We start from the raw sequence: 19,821 nt of genomic DNA on the forward strand, positions 1-19,821 counted from the left end.
GACTACTTGCCTCTCCCTATTAACCATAAAAATTTTATGTTTGTTCGAAAGTATCGCTTAAACAATCTTCTTGGATTTTGCATTAGTCGGTACAACCATTCAAGGTTGTTTCTTTGCATCCATTGGGGTGCTCTTGCTATATTTTTCGCATAATAATCAAAGCCCGCACCGACTCCAATCATCAGGCCGTTTATTTTATTCTTATGTGACGCCATCCATCTTTCTTGTTTTGGTGCACCAAGACCAACCCAAACAAAGTCAGCATTTGTTTCATTTATTTTTTTAACAATCATTTCATCTTCTTCAGCTGTTAGAGGACGAAAAGGCGGACTATACATACCTACAATATTTAAGTGAGGATATTCCTCCATCAGGTTTTTAGAAAGTTTTCCTAAAGTCGATTGTGTTGATCCATAAAAATAATGGCGATATCCTTTGTCAGAAGAAAGTTGAAAGATTTCTCCCATTAAATCTGGACCTGTCGTTCGCTCCATTTGAACATGTCCTTTTTTTCTCCCTATTGTAGACAATGGACCCCCATCCGGAATGGCCATTATTCCATTGTTCAAAATGGCACAATATTCCGGTTCTTCATAACTCATTACAGTCGTATGGACATTTGTCACACAAATATACTGACCCGATAAGGATTTTATATGTTCGCTTAAAAAATTTACTAGCCATCCCATATTAATCGTTGCTATATGGACGCCTAAAATATTGCACGTAGATATTTGTGATTTTAAAATTGTTTTGTCTATACTATTTCGTTCATCTGAGCACCTTTTCGTGAGACTAGACATCGTAATCTCTCCTAACAGTAGATATCAAAACTATATTTAAATACAATGATAAGAAAATTTAACCAGAAAAATTACCTCTATTCCCAATCTATGATTTCAAATATAACTTTATGCCTTATTAATAGAAAATAATTTCAAGTTTAAACAAATTTTGGTATTAACTTACTACAACAATAACATAAAATATCCCATTATTTGGTAAAAATATCAACCGATTTTAAATTAAAATAAATAGTTTCGTTATCTATATATAGTAGAAGCTAGGGAGAAATATGCTATCGTTTAAAGAGTGTTACATATTATAAATCAAATAATAAAAACTACTAAATGCCAATACTCTGGTCATTTAGTAGCTTAATGATGATGTATAATGTTTTAATTTCAATAGAATGTTAAAACCCCGTTATTATATAGCGTTTAATTTCTCGGCTAACTGTTTTACCGAATCAAAATAGCCTAATTGTTTCATTCGGTCAAATACAATTTTTCCAATTACTTCATAACCCTTTGCATTAAAATGAACTTTATCGGATAAAAGACTTGGTGGGATGGCGCCCGTTTCCATTGCCATTAAATCTTCCGTCGTTGGCGTTATATTTGCTAATTTCAGCCCATTTGTACTAATGAGCTCACGAAGATTGACATACTTCTTACCAAAAGTAGTTTCCATTAATGATTCCAGTTGTATTCTTGATTCTGCCGTACCAGTTGTTAACCCTAGAACTAAGTAGTTTTCATTGTACTTTTCGAGCTGAATAACCGATTTAATTTGATCCACTAATTGTTGATTTGTTTTGTAACCCCCATTTTGACCGACAAATACAATTGGAAGATAGTTTTTAAATTTTCCCATGGCAGCCGTTTCAATTACTGTGCCCCCCTCTACTTGAACAGCTTCTCCCCTTTGTAATCGTTCAAAATAATAACTATTTTCTTCTTTTGATTGTTGGTCGATACTAATTATCCCCTGAACTCCATTAATGGTGACAGGATTCATTCCTCGATCTCCTTGTCGAAGAGGAGCAACCGGTTCTCCTGTTGACGAAGTGATGTGAATTTCCACTTTTGTAACCTCTTTCGGAATGGTAAAACTGCTTACAACAAAGGGCGTACCACCTGCTCGTCCCACGATTGTACTAGACGTCTCTCCCCTTACGCCCATATTCACTACAGGGATATTAGGATAAACATTTTGCTCGATTAAATTTTGTAATACTTTCGGATATGTTACACCTTCACCACCTGAACCATATGTAAGGGAATCCCCCCATGCCACAACACCAGGTAACTCTTCCGCAATCGTTTGTTCAAGTAGCTTACCTAATTTCTTTTTTTGCCCTTCCCGCTCATTCGCTTCAGAAATATAAGAAACCGCTAACTCTTCATTCGCTTCTTGCTCCGCTTTTTGATGCTTCTGCCCAAAAAGGATAACTAACACTAAAGTGATGATTAATAAATTTAATATTATAAACGGATACTTTTTCATAATTCGAATAAGGACACCTTCGTTCATCGGATTTTCTAGTCCTATCCTCCCCCTAAAATAGGGATATTTATACAATAATTCCCTATAACTTAAAATAATATTACTATTTGTTTGCCCTGTAATTACTACTCTTATAGACACTCTTCTTTTCCCATCAACACTAACAACCTTTACGTCGCATATTCCAGCCCTAATAATGGAAATGTCGGGAAAATTGCACCGAATTTCTTACAACGCAATTTTATAGCGGAAAACATGAACTAGAAATGGATAACAGATAATACAGATTTTATTTTTTGGTGAGAAACATTATTTATCCAGTAATAGATGCGAATTTATCACTTACATGGTTATGAGTCGTCCGGTGTATAAATTAGTTGGTAACATGTTAAAACAAGCATTAACACACCTACAATCAAGTAAACAATTCATTCTTCATTCAGACCAAGGTTGGCATTATCAAATGAAACCATATAAACGAACATTAAAACAAACTAATATTACAAAGTATGTTCTGTAAGGGTAATTGTTTAGATAATGCAGTCATAGAAATTTCTTTAGCTTATTAAAATCTAAGCTAATTTATTTACAAGAATTTGATAGCATGAAACATTTTGAGAAGGAACTAACGGAGTATATTCACTATTAAAATAACAAACGTATGAAGACAAAATTAAAAAGACCTAAGCCCGGTGGAATACCGAACTCAGGGCCTTGAAGTAGCCAAATTTATTAAATATGTCCAACTTTCTTTTCAAATCAAAAAAATAATCAAATGCTTTATTGCAAACTATATAAAGCTTATATACCTCATATAAATCTAATAATTGTTTTCCAAGTTCACTATTAAAAACCCACGAGTCAGCAATAGCTCTTGGATATGATGGAATATGACTTTTGCTTTCAATCATTAGTTCTATATCTTTATAAAAGTTTTCAAGTTGACTTATCGTCCCATCTTTACCTTGACCTAATTTGTGAGCTTTAATTTCTGACACTAGCTGCATTTTCACTTTTTCAGCTTCCTTAATAAAGTTTACGGTTTTATTAAGCTGTCTAGGTTCGTTATATACCATTGTTCTACGCCTCCTATATATTGATCTCCCATTTGAAACTGTGGACCTGCTTTCCCTTTAATTAAAATTGTGTGTGGTTTAGCATGCCATTGTTGAATACCTGTCATTCTGTTCCAATCTGGTATTAAGAACTTGTTAGTATACATCTAATTTCATAACTGTTTATTCAGGACTGGGTATCCCCACACAAAATAAACCTTGAAAGACTTTTGTCAATCAAGGTTTATAATAGTCTATATATAATCAATACTTTCTAACTTTAAATTATCTCCATCTCCAGTTAATTCCCTATCGGGATAAACTGCAGGTATATATATACCTTTTTTCCTATTTTCATTATCAAATATATACCAATTACTATCATCTAACCATTCTTCGTTAAAATTAGATTCTTCAAAATCAGCTTCTTCCGCAACAATCGCCGCAAAAAATGAAGCTAAAAAACAGGTCAATCCTAGTAAGATGTGACCATAATTGATCTGTTTAATTTAACATGTTTGCTTTGCCTAATATATAAGATTTAATCTCTGTTGCACGTACAATTGAACTGTCAAAATCCTTATCTAGTATTACATAGTTTAAGTGTTTTATTGGTTGGATGATTAGTTCATTCAGCACTACGCAACCTATTTTTTAAGTAAAAATATTTTTAAGCATATTCTCGGCCTTATCCATTTCACCAAGCACTGGATTCATATAATCACTGTACGATTCCAAATATGCCCTTACTGCATCACTGATCCTGAACATGTCTTTTTTTAGGTCTTCAATATTATTGCTCTCCAAGATATCATTAGCATGTTGATAACGTGAAATAATCATTTCGACCATGGGTGTAGGTTGAGTAATATACTGCTCCTTTAAAAGAGCTAGTACCTTTCGTAACTGTATAAGTAATCTATCCTGCTTTTCATCTTTAGACATAACCTTCTCCCCTTCCTTATCTGCATGGGAATTCCCTAATTTCTTTTATCCATTCATTTGGCCAATTCTGTAGTAGCAAAATTTGATTCCCTCCTCCTTTAAAAATCGTACTCTTCTGAGTCATTTGTTGCTCTACTTTACCGATATTTAATTCTGTACCTTTAGGTATTTCAATAACTGCCTCATATTGTCTACTATTCTTCCACTCCGGTAAAAGAGCAGAATCTATGTTAATTGTTATTCTGTTTGAAGTAGGTACCGTAGAAGAGAAAACATCATCTACTCCTGTTTTACCACCGAAAGTACGGTATACCATAAATACTTTCATTCGTGATAACCGTTCTATATTGGCCATCTGTATATGTTTTTTAAAGCCATGATGGTAGTACCACTTGTTCCTTAATAGTTACCTTGTTATCAATTGCTGTAGTATATTTAGGGTTAATCTCCGGTAAACCTTCTCCTGTACCCTTATCTACTTGCTTCTTTTCAAGATCATTTATGTATTCCCCTAGCTGTTTTACTTCTAGATAAATAATGTGGTAGGTCTTCTCTATTTCAAAGCAATATTAAACCGCTTTCCAAATTGGAATGCGGTTGGTTTTCTATGAAAATTCAAGAATACTTTTGAACTGAATTACTAAAGATTTAAATGTTTAATAAGATTCAAAACTAAGAACAAATTATTCGTTAATTAAGCAACCGTTCCAGAAAAGTAATCTCTGTATTATCTTACCTACTAGAATTATTGCATTATATGATTATTTATAAATCGATATTTTCTTAATTTTTAAAATTATAGTTTCTTCATAAGAACATCCATTTAATAGTGGAAATATCACTGCTATCTTTACACTTTTTCTATTGTAACTTCATCTTTTTCATCCATATCAGTATAATGCACTTTACCCTTATTGCTTTATCTTATATCTCTCTTTAATCTTATTCATATAGTTTTCTATCTCCAACTTACTTTCTGGATGTCTCAATAGATAGCTTTCTACAATTTCTTCTAAATATAGATATAAAGTTTCATAATCTAAAATTACTTCTTCATCTTCTTCTACTGCAGGATAATCGAAATAAAAAGCTACCCCATCTTCACCGAAGTAATCTTCTTCCCATTCTTCATAGTCGTCTGCAAAAACACACCACACATGTTCAATACCGTATCCTTCCCCAACTGTATACTTTTCTAACACTGTCAAAAATCTTTCATCTCCCATCACTTGAAAGAAGTATTTGACTAGCTCCCTTTTTTTGTTTTTCTCTTCCACTTTCTCACTCTCCAAATAATTAATTGTTTAAGGTTGGGAAAAAGTTTGTAACTTCTCCTGTTGTTTCATCAATATATCCTTCAAACTTTAAACCGTTTTGAGAAGTACCGGTAATTTTCCTTCCAACTACTTCTCCATTCTTCATCGCTTCTTCACCCCACTTTAACATTTGATCATCTGAAATTAGCTCTGGGTCATAAACAGTCTTTGGGGTGCGAACTTTTTTAAGTTCACCAGGGATAATACGTCCTTCTCTATCTATCGCAGGTAATCCATATTCAATCTCATATATACCGTCAATCTTAGAGTGCTTTTTTCTAGATATAATACAATCTTGTATATCCCAACCATTATCAATAAATACTTTCTCAAATTCGTTTAGATTATGTCCGCCAACAATTCCTTTGTTTTTCTTTCTAACAACTGCTTCTACCTCTTTTAAATGTTGATCATAACCCGATTTAAAAGTAATATCTTTACCCGCACCCTTATCTACCTGCTTCTTCTCGAGATCCTTTATGTATTCCCCTAACTGTTTGACTTCTAAATCAGAAATTGTTTTATCTTGTATATCTTTCGTTTTATCTATAGATTTTGAGAGGTCTTTTATATTTTCTGCTTTATCCACAGTTTTTGCAATGTCTTTTGAATTATCGAGCACATCCGTCGCGACTTTTGCTCCTTTTATAACTTTTATCGCTTTACCCAGCGGAGTCATAGAAGCTCTTGCTATGGCTCTTTCAGAATCTGAAGCGCTTGGGTCAAAAAGAGTAACTATATCACTTAGAAAGATTTCATATAATAAATCATCTACTGAATTTACAAATTGAGGAATAGCATCTGGTGTACCAGAACCATTCCCCCCCAATACTTGTCTCTTACCTTCAAATGTAAATAAATATTCACCGGTATTTGGATCAATCGCTCTATTAGTATTAAATTGGGCGTATTCATCCATCACTTGTATCTTACCATTTGCATCAATAGTTATGTTATTTTTCCCTATCACATTAGGTAATTCAGGTACTTGCTTAGCAATTTTCTCTTCAGCCTCTGCATACTTATCCATCGAATTTTGAAGGAAAGATACTAACTTTTGCATATTCTTTTCAATCGTTTGTAATTCATTGGATATTTTGTACAATTGATCCCCGATTCCGTGTCGTGCTTTAATACGGTAATCGATTTGAGATCGGATGGATGCAACTTTATCTGTTGTATTCGATACTTTCGTCGTAACTTGTGAAAAGCTAGGGGTCAAATCATTAACTCTATCAATATCGACTTTTATCTTTGACATGAATGTTCTCCACTAAACTCATTCCCTTATTATTTTCGTTTCATAATGTTCTATTTAATTCATCCATTAATCATTAATAGACAAAAAGGGTGATTTTAAAATATGTTACTCTACAATAATAGTAAATTAAGGTAATTATACTATATAGCAAAAGTAGTTTCCATAATTTAACTACATTCATTTGTGCTAGATTACTTGTTTAATTGAGCCCTATCATCACAAAAAAGACACCTAATGATTCTATTAGGTGTCTCAGGTCTTATCATTTTGCTACTACGTAATTATTTAAATTCTTCTCTTATTCTCCAAATCAGCTCTAAAATATTTAAGAATAGGTTAATGAAATCTAAATATAAATCTAATGCCGAGCTTACAACATCCTCTTCTGAAACATGCCCTTTTGCAATTCGATTAAAATCGTAAATTGTATATAAGACGAAAATTAAAATAATGACTGCTGCTAAAAGCAATAATATTAAGTTAGATGGCGTAAAGAAGAAGAAAACGATGGAAACTAAAATCGCAACTAATAGAATTCCAAATAGATATCCACCCCACCCAGACAAATCGGATTTTGTAACACTACCAATAAACCCTAGAATGGCGAAGATTACTATTGTACCAATTAGAGTAATAAGTACGGTTTCCATACCTAATTGATCGATGTAGAATTGCGTACTCCAGAAAAACGTAATCCCTACTAAAAATGGGATACAGTATAGGATTGTATTCATCATTCGAATGTTTCGAACAAAGATTGCGATAATTAATAACAAAATGGTAATGATGGATACAGGTAATAGAACAGTTGGTGGTAACACACTACCAACAAAGAATCCAACCCCTGTTAAAAGCCACATAATAGCAAAATGCTTCAAGACTTTACGTAAAATATTTGTGTTTTTCAATTTACTTGCCTCCTATTTTCTAAACCAATTATATATACTTTATAACCAATAATAAAGTTTCATTTTTTTATTGATTACACCTCCAAATTAGTTCGATGTAACCTATTCATCCTATGTTCATATTATTCGATTTTTAAAGGAAAACAGAAGCAAAAATAAAAAGCCTTCCTATATTGGAAGGCGTGATGTTGTAAAGAATTTTTTTAATTGGTCTAACTGTTTTTCCGCTTCCATTTTAGAAGTGGCCACAACACCGAAGTAAAACTTACACTTAGGTTCTGTCCCGGAAGGACGGATAGCAACCCATGAATCATTGTTTAAAATAAACTTAAGCACATTTTCCTTCGGTAAAAGAATATCTTCAATGGACCCATCTGCATTTATCGTAATACTAGTTAAATAATCTTCTACTCTTATAACAGGTATCCCGCCAATTTCAGTAGGTGGATATTTTCGAAAGTCATTTAAAATAGCTTTCATTTTTTCTTGACCGTCTTTTCCTTCGAACACTTGGGATACAAGAGCTTCTTGATGATATCCGAATTGTTCAAACAAGTCATTTAAAACATCCAACAACGTCTTTCCGTGCAATTCATAATAAGCAGCCATTTCCGCAACTTTCAATGCGATTTGAACCGCGTCCTTATCTCGAACGAAAGTTTTCATTAAATAGCCATAACTTTCTTCATAACCAAATAAATAAGTATGTTGTTTCGTTTGTTCAAATTCTTCTATTTTTTCAGCAATAAATTTGAAGCCAGTTAATGTATTAATCGTATTGATGTGATATTTTGCGGCAATTTTAGCGCCAAGTTCTGACGTTACAATGGTTTTAATGATAGTTCCATTAGAAGGTAGCGTTCTATTTTCAAATTGGTTTTGTAAAATATAATGTAATAGCAGTGCCCCTAATTGATTGCCAGTTAATAGTTCATATTGTTCTCCGTTACGAATAGCAACCCCGATTCGGTCCGCATCCGGATCTGTCGCGAATAAAATTGTTGCCCCAACTTTTCCTCCTAATTGCATCGCTAAGTCAAATGCAGCCGGTTCTTCTGGATTCGGGTATTCTAACGTTGGGAAGTGACCATCTGGAGAGGCTTGTTGTTCTACCACATGGACATTGTGAAATCCAAGCTGATTCAATCCTTCCATAACAGGGGATAATCCTGTACCATGTAATGGGCTATAAACAATGTTTATATTACGATCAATGTTGTCCCTATCTTTTACCGTTAATAGCTTTTCAATATATTTCGCATCACAGTCTTCTAATATCCATTGGACTAACCCTTCTTTTTCTAACAATTCAACGTCCCAAACGGCAATGTCAAAAATATCTTCAATTTGCTCCATCGATTTAACGATGGCTTCTGCTCCGGATGGTACAAGTTGAGCACCGTCTTCTCCATACACTTTGAAACCATTATATTGTTTCGGATTATGGCTAGCCGTAATGACTACTCCAGCAAAGGCGTTCAATTCCCGAACTGTAAAGGAAAGCTGTGGTGTTGGCCGTGGCTCCTTATATATGTAGGAAGTAATCCCATGGGCACCAAGTACACAAGCTGTTTCGATGGCAAATTCTTTTGAAAAAAGACGTGTATCATAGGCAATTACGACACCACGTTTTTTCGCCTCATTTCCATGGGATTCAATATAGCGGGCCAATCCTTCCGATACACGACGTATCGTATAAACATTTATTCGATTCGTTCCGGCACCAATTAAACCGCGCATGCCGCCCGTACCAAAGGAAACATATTGATAGAAACGATCTTCAATTTTTTTCTCATCATCAGAAATAGCATCCAATTCTTCTAATAAATATTTTGGTAAGTTTTGTGATCTCCATTTAGAATAAATAGCTTTCATCGAGGCACCTTCCTTTTTATGATGTTGAATGGATATATCAAGTTATGTTAATTGATTCCTTTAAAATAATAGAAGACTCGGCCACTTCCTTAGCCGAGTTCGTAAATGTTTAATACTTTGGATGTTGATGCCATTTCCATGCACTTTGAATAATTTGTTCTAAATTTCTCTCTGCTTTCCAACCGAGTTCTTCATAAATTTTACTTGAAGAGGCTACTAATCGTGCTGGATCACCTATTCTACGTTTTGTCATTTCCACATTGGCTTTCAACCCAGTCACCTTTTCACAAGTTTCTATAACTTCCTTTACCGAATATCCAAATCCATTCCCAAGATTGTAGGTAGCCGTTTTATTTTTCCCATCTATTAATGATTGAAGTGCTAATAGATGAGCTTTGGCAAGGTCCGTCACATGAATATAATCACGAATGCACGTCCCATCTGGTGTGTCATAATCATTCCCAAAAATCGATATTTTCTCTCGTAATCCTGCTAAATGTTGCAACACGATCGGAATAAGATGGGTTTCTGGGTTATGACTTTCACCAATTTCTCCGGTTTCAACCGCGCCTGCTGCATTAAAATATCGCAATGTAACATAATTTAACCCATAGGCGACTGCATAATCTTCTAGTATTTGTTCTACCATAATTTTGGATTTTCCATAAGGATTAATCGGATTTGTTTCAACCAATTCATTAATTATATCCACTTTCGGAATACCATAAGTTGCAGCTGTGGAAGAAAAAATAAAATTATTTACATTTTTTTCGAGCATAACTTTCAATAGAGTAAGGGTGGATACGATGTTATTAGTGTAATATTTTTGGGGATTAGTAACCGATTCTCCTACTAAACTATTCGCTGCAAAATGCATTACTCCATTAAAGGCATATTCGGAAAAAAGAGTACGTAAATCCTCTTCGTTTCCTATATCCCCTTGAATGAAAGTTGCCTTTTCATCTACCGCTTCAACATGACCTGTTGAAAGGTTATCCAAAACAACGACTCGTTCTATTTTAACTAATTCTTTTACAACATGACTTCCAATATAACCCGCGCCACCTACGACTAAAATCATCCTGTTACCCCTTTTTGTTATTCAACTAAAGAATAACAATAGTTTTCTATCTCATCCCAACTCATAAAAACACGGACAATATCTTCTTCAATTAATTGGGGACCCGTTTGAACTTCAATCATTTCTAAATCTGTAACTGCTTTAAGACCATGTTTATGTCCAACGGGGATTTCCAAAACATCACCGGTTCTCACAACACGTAGTTTGTCATTTTGAACAAATACGCCCTCGCCTTTAATAACCGTCCATACTTCACTACGGTGAAGATGATATTGATAACTTAAATTTTTGCCGGCTTTCACACCAATTCGTTTCGTTAATACTTCATAGTTTTCATCTGTTTTTAAATGATCAAGAACCTTATACCATCCCCATCTACGTTCTTCATACATCGGGCGATTTTCATATTGCCCTACAATTTCTTTTATAAGTGGACTCTTTTCTTTATCGGCGACTAATATACCATCTGGACTAGCAGCAACGATTACATTTGATACCCCAATGAGCGTAATCGGAATATCTAATTCATTGATTAAATGTGTTTGTTCACAATCATCGGTCATGATTCCTTTTCCCATTTGGGAAGTGCGCATTTCTTCTGTTAACGTTCGCCAAGTTCCAAGATCTTTCCAATAACCGTTATAAGGAAGTGCAACAATATGCTCTGTTTTCTCAACAATTTCATAGTCAAAACTGATTTTAGGAAGTTTGTCATATTGCGCTACAAGTTCATCATAATGAACTGGGAAGCCCCGTTCTTCTAATATTTGAATCATGAAACCTAACTTAAAGGCAAAGACACCACAATTCCATAATGCCTGGTGTGCAATTAATTTTTCAGCTTCCTCTTCCGTTGGTTTTTCGGTAAATCGTTGGATAGTTAAATAGTCTTGTTGTTGAGATTCTGAAGGTATCATATAGCCATATTTTGAAGAAGGATAAGTAGGAGTAACACCAATAAGAGCTATATCTGCTTTTGATTGTTTTAAAGCTTGGTCTAACTGAGTAACTTGTTCAAAGAAAGCGTCCTGAACATAGGGATCAACCGGAAGAATAGCAATCGTCTCATCTAGTGAAACATTTTTTATCGAGTACAAATACGAAGCTACTAAACTAATCGCCGGAAAAGTATCTCTCCTATTTGGTTCGATCACTAAATTCACTTTTTGACCTAGTTGATTTTGAATCATATCTACTTGTGTTTTACTTGTCGCAATGATGGTAGACTCGGCAAGATTCACACGATTTAATTGTCCCCAAACTCGTTGCACCATCGATTTTACGTTGTGATCATCATCTTCGAGTACTTTTAAAAACTGTTTTGATCGTGCATCATTCGATAATGGCCAAAGACGTTTACCGGAACCACCGGATAATAACACTAGTTTCATGTTGGTTATCTCCTCAAAATTAATTTTGATAAAAAATTAAGGTCGTAATATACAATTTTTAGTCTTATAAACGTGATGCATGTCCAAGTGTTTGAATCCAGTTTCAATCAAACATAATAACGTTTCGTTCTTCATTTGATATTTTTTCCATATCTTTCGTAACCATTATTTTTACTAGCTCTTCAAAAGATGTTTTTGTTGGATTCCATCCTAATAACGTTTTAGCCTTTGTGGGATCGCCAAGAAGTTGATCTACTTCTGTTGGACGGAAGTATTTTGGATCTACTTCTACGACAACTTCTCCCGTTAATTTATTTATCCCCTTTTCTTCTATCCCTTCACTTATCCACTCAATATTTATATCCACATGTTTAAAGGCAAGCTCTACAAACTCTCTCACTGTATGCATTTCACCAGTAGCAATTACAAAATCTTCAGGTTTATGATGCTGCAAAATTAACCACATGCATTCAACGTAATCTTTGGCATAGCCCCAGTCACGTAAAGAGTTTAAATTGCCTAATTTTAATACAGATTGTTTTCTTTGGGCGATACGAGCAGCTGCTAATGTAATCTTGCGTGTTACGAATGTTTCACCCCGTCGTTCTGATTCATGATTAAACAAAATTCCATTTACCGCAAACATATGATAGGATTCTCGATAGTTTTTCGTAATCCAGTATCCATACATTTTGGCAACTCCATAAGGGGATCGAGGATAAAATGGTGTTGTTTCGTTTTGTGGAACCTCTTGGACTTTTCCAAATAATTCAGAAGTGGAAGCTTGATAAATTTTTGTTTTTTCAGTTAAACCTAAAATTCTAACGGCTTCTAAAATGTTTAACGTACCCTTTGCATCCACATCTAAAGTATAAGAAGGCATATCAAATGAAACTCGGACATGGGACTGGGCAGCTAAATTGTAAATTTCATCTGGTTGAATTTCACTTATTATTCGTGTTATGTTCAAAGCATCTGTCACATCTCCGTAATGAAGGCTGAAATCGTTATTATTTAATAACGCTTCCGACTCTTCTTGTGATAGAATGTCTTCCAATCTTTCTTGGTTATAAGAAGAGCTTCGTCGAACGATACCATGTACTTCATAACCCTTTTCTAATAAGAACTCTGCTAAGTAAGATCCATCTTGACCTGTTACACCTGTGATTAATGCTTTTTTCATATGCTCCTCCTACTCGTTAGCAACTTTTACTGTTTCGAGACCATTTTCTAAAAACCATTTATATGTTCTTTCAATACCGTCTTCCAGTGAAGTTGTTGCATACCAACCAAGTTTATTAAGTTTTGTTACATCCACTAATTTTCTAGGCGTACCATCTGGTTTCGATGGATTAAATTTAATTTCTCCTTCAAACCCAACTACTTTTTGAATCTTCTCAGCTAACTCTTTAATAGAAATATCTTTTCCTACGCCTACATTAACAAATTGATTACCGTGATAATGATTCATTAAATAAATCACTGCATCCGCTAAGTCGTCCGAGTATAAAAATTCCCTTTTCGGTGCACCTGTACCCCATACTTCTACATACAGTTCATTTCGTAATTTTGCTTCATGAAATTTACGAATTAATGCAGGCAATACATGAGATGTTTCAAGATCAAAGTTATCATTCGGACCATATAAATTCGTTGGCATGGCGCATATGTAATTGGTTCCATATTGCCGGTTATAGGATTCACACATTTTAATGCCAGCTATTTTTGCGATTGCATAAGGTTCATTTGTCGGCTCTAGCTCACCCGTTAATAAAGCCGCTTCATTCATTGGCTGACGAGCAAATTTCGGATAAATACAAGTACTTCCTAAAAAGAGAAGTTTTTTTACTCCCTTTCGATAAGCCGCATCAATTACATTCGTTTGAATCATTAAATTATCTCGAATAAAATCTGCAGGATACGTATTATTAGCGACAATACCACCGACCTTTGCCGCTGCTAAAAATACGAATTCGGGTTGTTGTTCTTCAAAAAAAGCATCTACTTGTAATTTATCTCTTAAATCAAGTTCTTTACTCGTTCGAACAACAATGTTGTTATATCCTTGTTCTTTTAGTTTTCTGACAATAGCAGATCCAACTAATCCTCTATGTCCTGCTACATAAATTTTTGAAGTTAATTCCATTTCCTCACCCCTAATATGCATCCTTGGATCCTAAAAGAACAAATACCGTTTTGAAAATTAACTTTAGATCAATAAGTAAATTTCTTTCTTGTATATATTTCAAGTCTAATCGCACCCACTCATCGAAGCCGATATTACTTCTTCCATTCACTTGCCAATAACAAGTTAATCCAGGTGTTACTGTTAACCGTTGCTTTTCATAGTGGGAATATTGGGCGACTTCATCTGGAAGGGGAGGTCGTGGCCCGACTAAACTCATATCCCCTTTTAGTACATTGATTATTTGGGGAAGCTCATCGAGACTTGTTTTACGAATAAATTTCCCTATTTTCGTTACTCGAGGATCCTGTCTCATTTTAAAGACAGGGCCATCTTTTATATCGTTTTTATCGAGTAATGACATTTTTAACTCTTCTGCATTGGAAACCATTGATTGAAATTTATAAATCGTAAATTCTTTTCCATTTCTACCGACCCGAATTTGCTTAAAAAAAATAGCTCCGCGATGATCTTCTATTTTAATAAGTAAAATAATGATGATAAAAATAGGGATGAGCACAATGATTCCAAGTAAGGAACCGATAATATCCATCATTCTTTTACTGACTAAATAGAATTTACTTTCATTTAATTTAATCGGGGTAATTGGCTCCCTTACCTTTTTTCTTTTAGCCTGCTCATTAGAAGTTGTGACAGACAAAATGACTCACCATCTCTCAATCATAAATTAGTGCATTTGTTATCTCAGGTTTTACTACTGGACGACCGATAGAATGATATTCGATTATGGAATCTTTCAAACTACTCAACTCAAAACAATTTCGTCCATCAAATATAATCGGTGTTCTCATTGTCTTAAAAATGGCGTGGTCCATATATTTAATGTCATCCCACTCTGTTAAAATCAATGCTGCATCTGCATCTCGTAATGCTTCCTCTATGGAATCTGCATATATAATAGAAGTAACTAATGTTTTTTTTGCATTTTCCATAGCGATTGGGTCGAAGGCTATTACTTGAGCCCCTTGATTAATAAGTTCTTCGGTAATGACAATGGATGCGGCTTCTCGCAAATCATCGGTATTTGGTTTAAAGGCCAAACCTAATACCGCTATTCTCATTCCATTTAGCGTTTCAAAACGATTGTTCAACTTTTTTAACAACAAATATTGTTGCTGCTTATTGACGTTAACAACACCCTTAAGTAGTTCGAACTCATAATCCACATGTCCAGCTATCTTCAAAAGAGCTTTTGTATCCTTTGGAAAACAAGAACCTCCATAGCCTATTCCCGCATTTAAAAATTTATTGCCTATACGCTGGTCCATTCCGATTCCTTTTGCTACTTGCTCTACATCCGCGTTCACCCTTTCACAAATGTTAGCAATTTCATTTATAAAACTAATTTTTGTAGCTAAAAAGGCGTTTGCCGCATATTTAATCATTTCCGCACTTCGGATATCTGTTATAAATACCGGAATGCCAAAAGGTTTATTAATCTGTTCAATTATATTTGCCGCCTGAAGGCTATTTGCACCAATAACAATTCGATCACCATGAAAGGAATCATAAATGGCAGTGCCTTCCTTTAAAAATTCCGGATTCGAAACGACTTCCACTTTCACATTACGAATTAAGTGATGATGAATGAATTGTTGAATTCGATCATTCGTTCCAACAGGGACTGTACTTTTAATAACGACTATCGTATCTTGCTCAATAAGTTCCGCTATTTTTATAGCCACTTCCTCCACATAAGTTAAATTAGCAGAACCGTCTTCATTTTCTGGAGTTCCAACAGCGATATAAATCACATCCGCTTTGTAAAATCCCTCTTCGTGATGAGTGGTAAAATGTAATCTATTCTCAGCGATGTTTTTCAGCATTAATTCACTCAAGCCCGGTTCATAGATAGGAGATTGTCCTCTTTTCATTTTTTCAATTTTATCTTCATCGATATCAATACAAGTAACTTGATGACCGATTTCAGATAAGGTTACACCCGTTACTAATCCTACATATCCTGTTCCAACAACTGCGATGTTCATTTGAGAAACCTCCTAATCTATAAAACTTGTGTGTAGGATCTTTTCGATAAAATATCTTTTAATAATTGTTCTACTTGTGGCCCAAATTCTTTATTGTCCAATGCAAATTCCACTGTCGTTCGAATAAATCCAAGTTTTTCTCCAACATCGTAGCGCATACCATCAAAATCATAGGCATAAACAGGTTGAATTTCGTTTAATTTTTGGATAGCATCCGTTAGTTGGATTTCTCCACCTGCTCCTATCTCTTGTTTTTCTAAAAATTGAAAAATTTCAGGAGATAAAATGTAACGCCCCATAATGGCTAAATTAGAAGGTGCTGTTCCTAGTGCAGGTTTTTCAACAAATCGCTTCACTTGATATAATCGATCAATTTTACCAATCGGATCGATAATGCCGTAACGATTTGTTTCTTCATCGGATACCCTTTGAACACCAATAACAGGGGATTCAGTTTGTTCAAATTGTTCAATTAACTGTCTTGTACAAGGAATATCACACTGAACGATGTCATCACCTAGTAAAACTGCAAAAGGTTCATCACCTATAAATTTCCGTGCGCACCAGATAGCATGTCCTAGCCCTTTCGGTTCTTTTTGACGAATATAATGTAGTTCAATTTGAGAGGATTGATTCACTTTTTCTAAAACTTCCACTTTCCCTTTTTTCAATAAGTTATCTTCCAACTCCATATTTCGGTCGAAATGATCTTCAATAGCTCGTTTTCCTTTACCAGTCACAATAATGATTTCTTCAATACCCGATTGAATCGCTTCTTCGACAATATACTCAATAGTTGGCCGGTCAACAATTGGAAGCATTTCTTTTGGCATTGCTTTCGTTGCAGGTAAAAAGCGTGTTCCTAATCCAGCAGCCGGAATAATTGCTTTTTTAACTTTTTTCATCAATAGATCTCCCCTTCATTTCAAAACATTATTTAATGGGCAATGCTTTCTTCAATTAATAACTGGGTAATTTTCTTCTTATAAGCTTCCACACCGGGTTGATCGAATGGGTAAACATCTAACAAATAAGCACTCATCGCACAAGCTTTCATAAAAAAGTAGATGAGATAACCAACATGGAATGCATCAAGGCGCTCCACTTCTATTTGTATAATTGGTACGCCTCCCTCTGCGTGGGCAAGTACAGTACCTTGTTTCGAAATAGAATTAATTTCATTAAATGTACGATTACTTATAAAGTTTAAGTAATCATCATTTATCGTCTTATAAGGAATGTAGTAATCATCCGTAACTTCTTTAAAATGAAGAAATGTTTCAAATAATAACGGACTACCATCTTGAACAAATTGACCTAATGAATGTAAATCCGTTGAATAATTTACTGAAGCCGGGAATAATCCTTTTTTATTTTTCCCTTCACTCTCACCAAACAATTGCTTCCACCATTCATGAATATAAGAAAGGGCTGGTTCGAAAGAAGCTAATAACTCAATTCGATAACCTTGGGCATATAATGCGTGACGAATAATTGCATAGCGGTAAGCCTCATTTTTTTCTGGGCTTCGATCTTTTAAATCAATCGCCGCTTTTTTCGCTCCCTCTATTAATTCGTAAATATTAATACCCGCTACAGAAATCGGTAATAAACCTACAGATGTTAATAAAGAGTATCGCCCACCAATATTTGTAGGAATATCAAATTTGCGATAACCTTGGTTATCGGCTATTTCTTTTAATAGACTTTTTTCAGGATCTGTTGTAACAATAATTCGATTTTTTGCCCCTTCTTTATAACGTTCTTCTGAATATTGACGAAGAACACGGAAAGCTAGGGAAGATTCCATTGTAGATCCTGACTTCGAAATGACATTAATATAAAAATCTTTGTCGTGAAGACTTTCAATCAATTGGTTCATATAAGCCCCGCTCAAGTTAAATCCTACATAAACGACATCAATGCCATTTTCATGATGTTTAAAGTATGGTGAAAGGGCTTCTTGAACTGCCTTTGCCCCTAAATAAGAACCTCCGACCCCAATTACTACTAATACATCTGCACGTTTTTTTATTTCATCTGAAACCATTAAGAGAGAATTGATATACTCCTCGTCCATCGTTAATGGCCCATTTAGCCAACCAATAGGTTCATTTTCAGCATCTTCTAGATGTTGATGGATCGCAGAAACTGACGAAGCATATTGCGATACATCTAAATTTAAAAATCGTTCATTGATAATCGTCGTTAATAGTAATTGAGCCAAGCTTATCCATCCCCAATCTGGTAATCGATGTCCTAATATAGAAAAATTTAACAGTTTCTATTAAAAAAAGAAAAAGCAGAATTTCATTTTCTACTATTCTTTTTAATTTTCAGAATAATTAAGGTGAATATACACATAAACTTGTATATACTCTATTTCTCGTAATAAATTTTGACACGAACTAAAGAAGGGTACTCGCAATCTGTTGACTTTAGACTTTTAATAAAAATATTTAAAAATTAAAAATTGTCATCATTGCCTAAGACTATCATCCTAATACTGCTAGAATTTCGTAACCCCATTCTTATAAGAAAAGTAATTTTCTATATTTTATATGATACTTATAAGCACAATATACCAATTAATATAATATTTATGAGTAATTTGAAATAAATCATAACATTTAATTGAAAATAAAAAACATAATAATTTTAATTTCTGAATAAATAGTACTTAATAAATTGTTTTTCCAATCAAATTTTTAGTATATACATGATGATATAACTACCCATTATGCAAAGATCCACCATTTTTTCTTTAAAGGGATTTCTGGTTCATACATAAGTAAAGTTTTATTTTTTAAAATCCTCCCATTGTTTTCTAAAAAAAGATCCACAAAGTCTAACTGTTTATGCTTCTCTAGATAGAAAAGGCCTTGTTTAAAGTGAAAAGGTCTTGTTTTTAAATGGTGGGCATCCGAACCATACGTATGAACTAAATTTGCTTTTATCAGTTCCATTGCTGTTTTTTGAACAGCACGACCAAAATGACCGACAATACTTCCAGCCGTAATTTGAGCTACTGCCCCTTCTCTAATTAATCGTTCTAGCCGCTCAGGACTTTGTGCAATTGCTTTATTTCGTTCCGGATGTGCAATAATAGCAGTAACCCCAATTTTATTTAATTCACGAATGATATTTTTTGTATAATGTGGAATCTGATGGGAAGGTAATTCTAAAAGTAAAAATTTCGAATGGGCTAAAGTTAAAATTTTTTCCGTCTTTACTAATTCAATTAAATTTTCACATAAACGCACTTCAATACCATGGTGAATAGAAACTGGGATATGACGTCGTTGCAATTCATTTTGTAGTTGATGTACTTGCCCTTTTACAACTTCAGCAGAAACATCATATTGTGGATGGCGGGTATGGGAAGTGGAGATAATATCAGAAATACCTTCTTTAGCAGCAGCTTCTAACATGTCGATAGATTGTTCAATAAATACCGGCCCATCATCAACATTAAATAGAATATGGCTATGAATATCAATCATTAC

21 protein-coding genes and 1 pseudogene are annotated in these 19,821 nt (G+C 34.3%); 2 read left to right on the forward strand and 20 right to left on the reverse strand.

Features of this window, described 5'->3' with window-relative positions:
• Window positions 1-2 precede the first annotated feature (2 nt).
• Both H9636_RS03260 and H9636_RS03265 read right to left on the reverse strand, forming a co-directional pair.
• Complete coding sequence (locus tag H9636_RS03260; protein ID WP_191706215.1) at window positions 3-803, reverse strand: WecB/TagA/CpsF family glycosyltransferase; 801 nt, start codon at window positions 801-803, stop codon at window positions 3-5.
• Window positions 804-1,209: 406 nt separating this feature from the next.
• Complete coding sequence (locus H9636_RS03265; protein ID WP_191706216.1) at window positions 1,210-2,316, reverse strand: SGNH/GDSL hydrolase family protein; 1,107 nt, start codon at window positions 2,314-2,316, stop codon at window positions 1,210-1,212.
• 337 nt (window positions 2,317-2,653) lie between these two features.
• Here H9636_RS03265 and H9636_RS03270 point away from each other — a divergent pair, with 337 nt between their 5' ends.
• Window positions 2,654-2,809: a hypothetical protein gene (locus H9636_RS03270; RefSeq protein ID WP_191706217.1), complete on the forward strand. Its 156-nt coding sequence runs from the start codon at window positions 2,654-2,656 to the stop codon at window positions 2,807-2,809.
• A 42-nt stretch (window positions 2,810-2,851) separates the two neighbouring features.
• Window positions 2,852-2,938, forward strand: a pseudogene (locus H9636_RS19425) (IS3 family transposase); the annotation flags it as partial.
• Between the two features lie 34 nt (window positions 2,939-2,972).
• Here H9636_RS19425 and H9636_RS03280 read toward each other — a convergent pair.
• The 18 genes from H9636_RS03280 to H9636_RS03365 form a co-directional block, all read right to left on the reverse strand.
• A complete protein-coding gene (locus H9636_RS03280) occupies window positions 2,973-3,365 on the reverse strand; it encodes a hypothetical protein (protein WP_191706218.1) in 393 nt (130 codons plus the stop codon).
• Window positions 3,326-3,472: a hypothetical protein gene (locus H9636_RS03285; RefSeq protein ID WP_191706219.1), complete on the reverse strand. Its 147-nt coding sequence runs from the start codon at window positions 3,470-3,472 to the stop codon at window positions 3,326-3,328. Before H9636_RS03285 ends, H9636_RS03280 begins: the two co-directional genes overlap by 40 nt.
• Before the next feature lie 126 nt (window positions 3,473-3,598).
• Window positions 3,599-3,817 carry a hypothetical protein gene (locus H9636_RS03290; RefSeq protein WP_191706220.1) on the reverse strand — a complete coding sequence of 73 codons (219 nt, stop codon included), beginning with the start codon at window positions 3,815-3,817 and terminating at the stop codon, window positions 3,599-3,601.
• 181 nt (window positions 3,818-3,998) lie between these two features.
• Window positions 3,999-4,289 (reverse strand): hypothetical protein, encoded by a 291-nt coding sequence (locus tag H9636_RS03295; protein ID WP_191706221.1) that lies wholly within the window; start codon window positions 4,287-4,289, stop codon window positions 3,999-4,001.
• Window positions 4,290-4,305: 16 nt separating this feature from the next.
• Window positions 4,306-4,617 (reverse strand): hypothetical protein, encoded by a 312-nt coding sequence (locus H9636_RS03300; protein ID WP_191706222.1) that lies wholly within the window; start codon window positions 4,615-4,617, stop codon window positions 4,306-4,308.
• A 583-nt stretch (window positions 4,618-5,200) separates the two neighbouring features.
• A complete protein-coding gene (gene cdiI / locus H9636_RS03305; protein ID WP_191706223.1) occupies window positions 5,201-5,566 on the reverse strand; it encodes a ribonuclease toxin immunity protein CdiI in 366 nt (121 codons plus the stop codon).
• A gap of 19 nt (window positions 5,567-5,585) precedes the next feature.
• Window positions 5,586-6,866 (reverse strand): CdiA family toxin C-terminal domain-containing protein, encoded by a 1,281-nt coding sequence (locus H9636_RS03310; RefSeq protein ID WP_191706224.1) that lies wholly within the window; start codon window positions 6,864-6,866, stop codon window positions 5,586-5,588.
• A 281-nt stretch (window positions 6,867-7,147) separates the two neighbouring features.
• Complete coding sequence (locus tag H9636_RS03315; protein WP_191706225.1) at window positions 7,148-7,774, reverse strand: Bax inhibitor-1/YccA family protein; 627 nt, start codon at window positions 7,772-7,774, stop codon at window positions 7,148-7,150.
• Between the two features lie 168 nt (window positions 7,775-7,942).
• Window positions 7,943-9,649, reverse strand: a complete 1,707-nt coding sequence (locus H9636_RS03320; RefSeq protein WP_191706226.1) for a phospho-sugar mutase — start codon at window positions 9,647-9,649, stop codon at window positions 7,943-7,945.
• Between the two features lie 109 nt (window positions 9,650-9,758).
• Window positions 9,759-10,730 carry a UDP-glucose 4-epimerase GalE gene (gene galE, locus H9636_RS03325; RefSeq protein WP_191706227.1) on the reverse strand — a complete coding sequence of 324 codons (972 nt, stop codon included), beginning with the start codon at window positions 10,728-10,730 and terminating at the stop codon, window positions 9,759-9,761.
• Window positions 10,731-10,747: 17 nt separating this feature from the next.
• Window positions 10,748-12,121 carry a sugar phosphate nucleotidyltransferase gene (locus H9636_RS03330; RefSeq protein WP_191706228.1) on the reverse strand — a complete coding sequence of 458 codons (1,374 nt, stop codon included), beginning with the start codon at window positions 12,119-12,121 and terminating at the stop codon, window positions 10,748-10,750.
• Between the two features lie 103 nt (window positions 12,122-12,224).
• A complete protein-coding gene (gmd, locus tag H9636_RS03335) occupies window positions 12,225-13,304 on the reverse strand; it encodes a GDP-mannose 4,6-dehydratase (protein WP_191706229.1) in 1,080 nt (359 codons plus the stop codon).
• Between the two features lie 9 nt (window positions 13,305-13,313).
• Window positions 13,314-14,267 carry a GDP-L-fucose synthase gene (fcl, locus tag H9636_RS03340; RefSeq protein ID WP_191706230.1) on the reverse strand — a complete coding sequence of 318 codons (954 nt, stop codon included), beginning with the start codon at window positions 14,265-14,267 and terminating at the stop codon, window positions 13,314-13,316.
• A 10-nt stretch (window positions 14,268-14,277) separates the two neighbouring features.
• Complete coding sequence (locus tag H9636_RS03345) at window positions 14,278-14,913, reverse strand: sugar transferase (protein WP_318240990.1); 636 nt, start codon at window positions 14,911-14,913, stop codon at window positions 14,278-14,280.
• 70 nt (window positions 14,914-14,983) lie between these two features.
• Entirely contained in the window at window positions 14,984-16,315 is a 1,332-nt protein-coding gene (locus tag H9636_RS03350) for a UDP-glucose dehydrogenase family protein (RefSeq protein ID WP_191706231.1), read from the reverse strand.
• Window positions 16,316-16,332: 17 nt separating this feature from the next.
• Window positions 16,333-17,220 carry a UTP--glucose-1-phosphate uridylyltransferase GalU gene (galU, locus tag H9636_RS03355; protein ID WP_191706232.1) on the reverse strand — a complete coding sequence of 296 codons (888 nt, stop codon included), beginning with the start codon at window positions 17,218-17,220 and terminating at the stop codon, window positions 16,333-16,335.
• A gap of 32 nt (window positions 17,221-17,252) precedes the next feature.
• Window positions 17,253-18,542 (reverse strand): glucose-6-phosphate isomerase, encoded by a 1,290-nt coding sequence (locus tag H9636_RS03360; protein WP_191706233.1) that lies wholly within the window; start codon window positions 18,540-18,542, stop codon window positions 17,253-17,255.
• 511 nt (window positions 18,543-19,053) lie between these two features.
• Window positions 19,054-19,818, reverse strand: a complete 765-nt coding sequence (locus H9636_RS03365; protein ID WP_191706234.1) for a tyrosine-protein phosphatase — start codon at window positions 19,816-19,818, stop codon at window positions 19,054-19,056.
• Window positions 19,819-19,821 lie beyond the last annotated feature (3 nt).

The organism is Ureibacillus galli (assembly GCF_014836845.1).
GTDB lineage: Bacteria > Bacillota > Bacilli > Bacillales_A > Planococcaceae > Ureibacillus > Ureibacillus galli.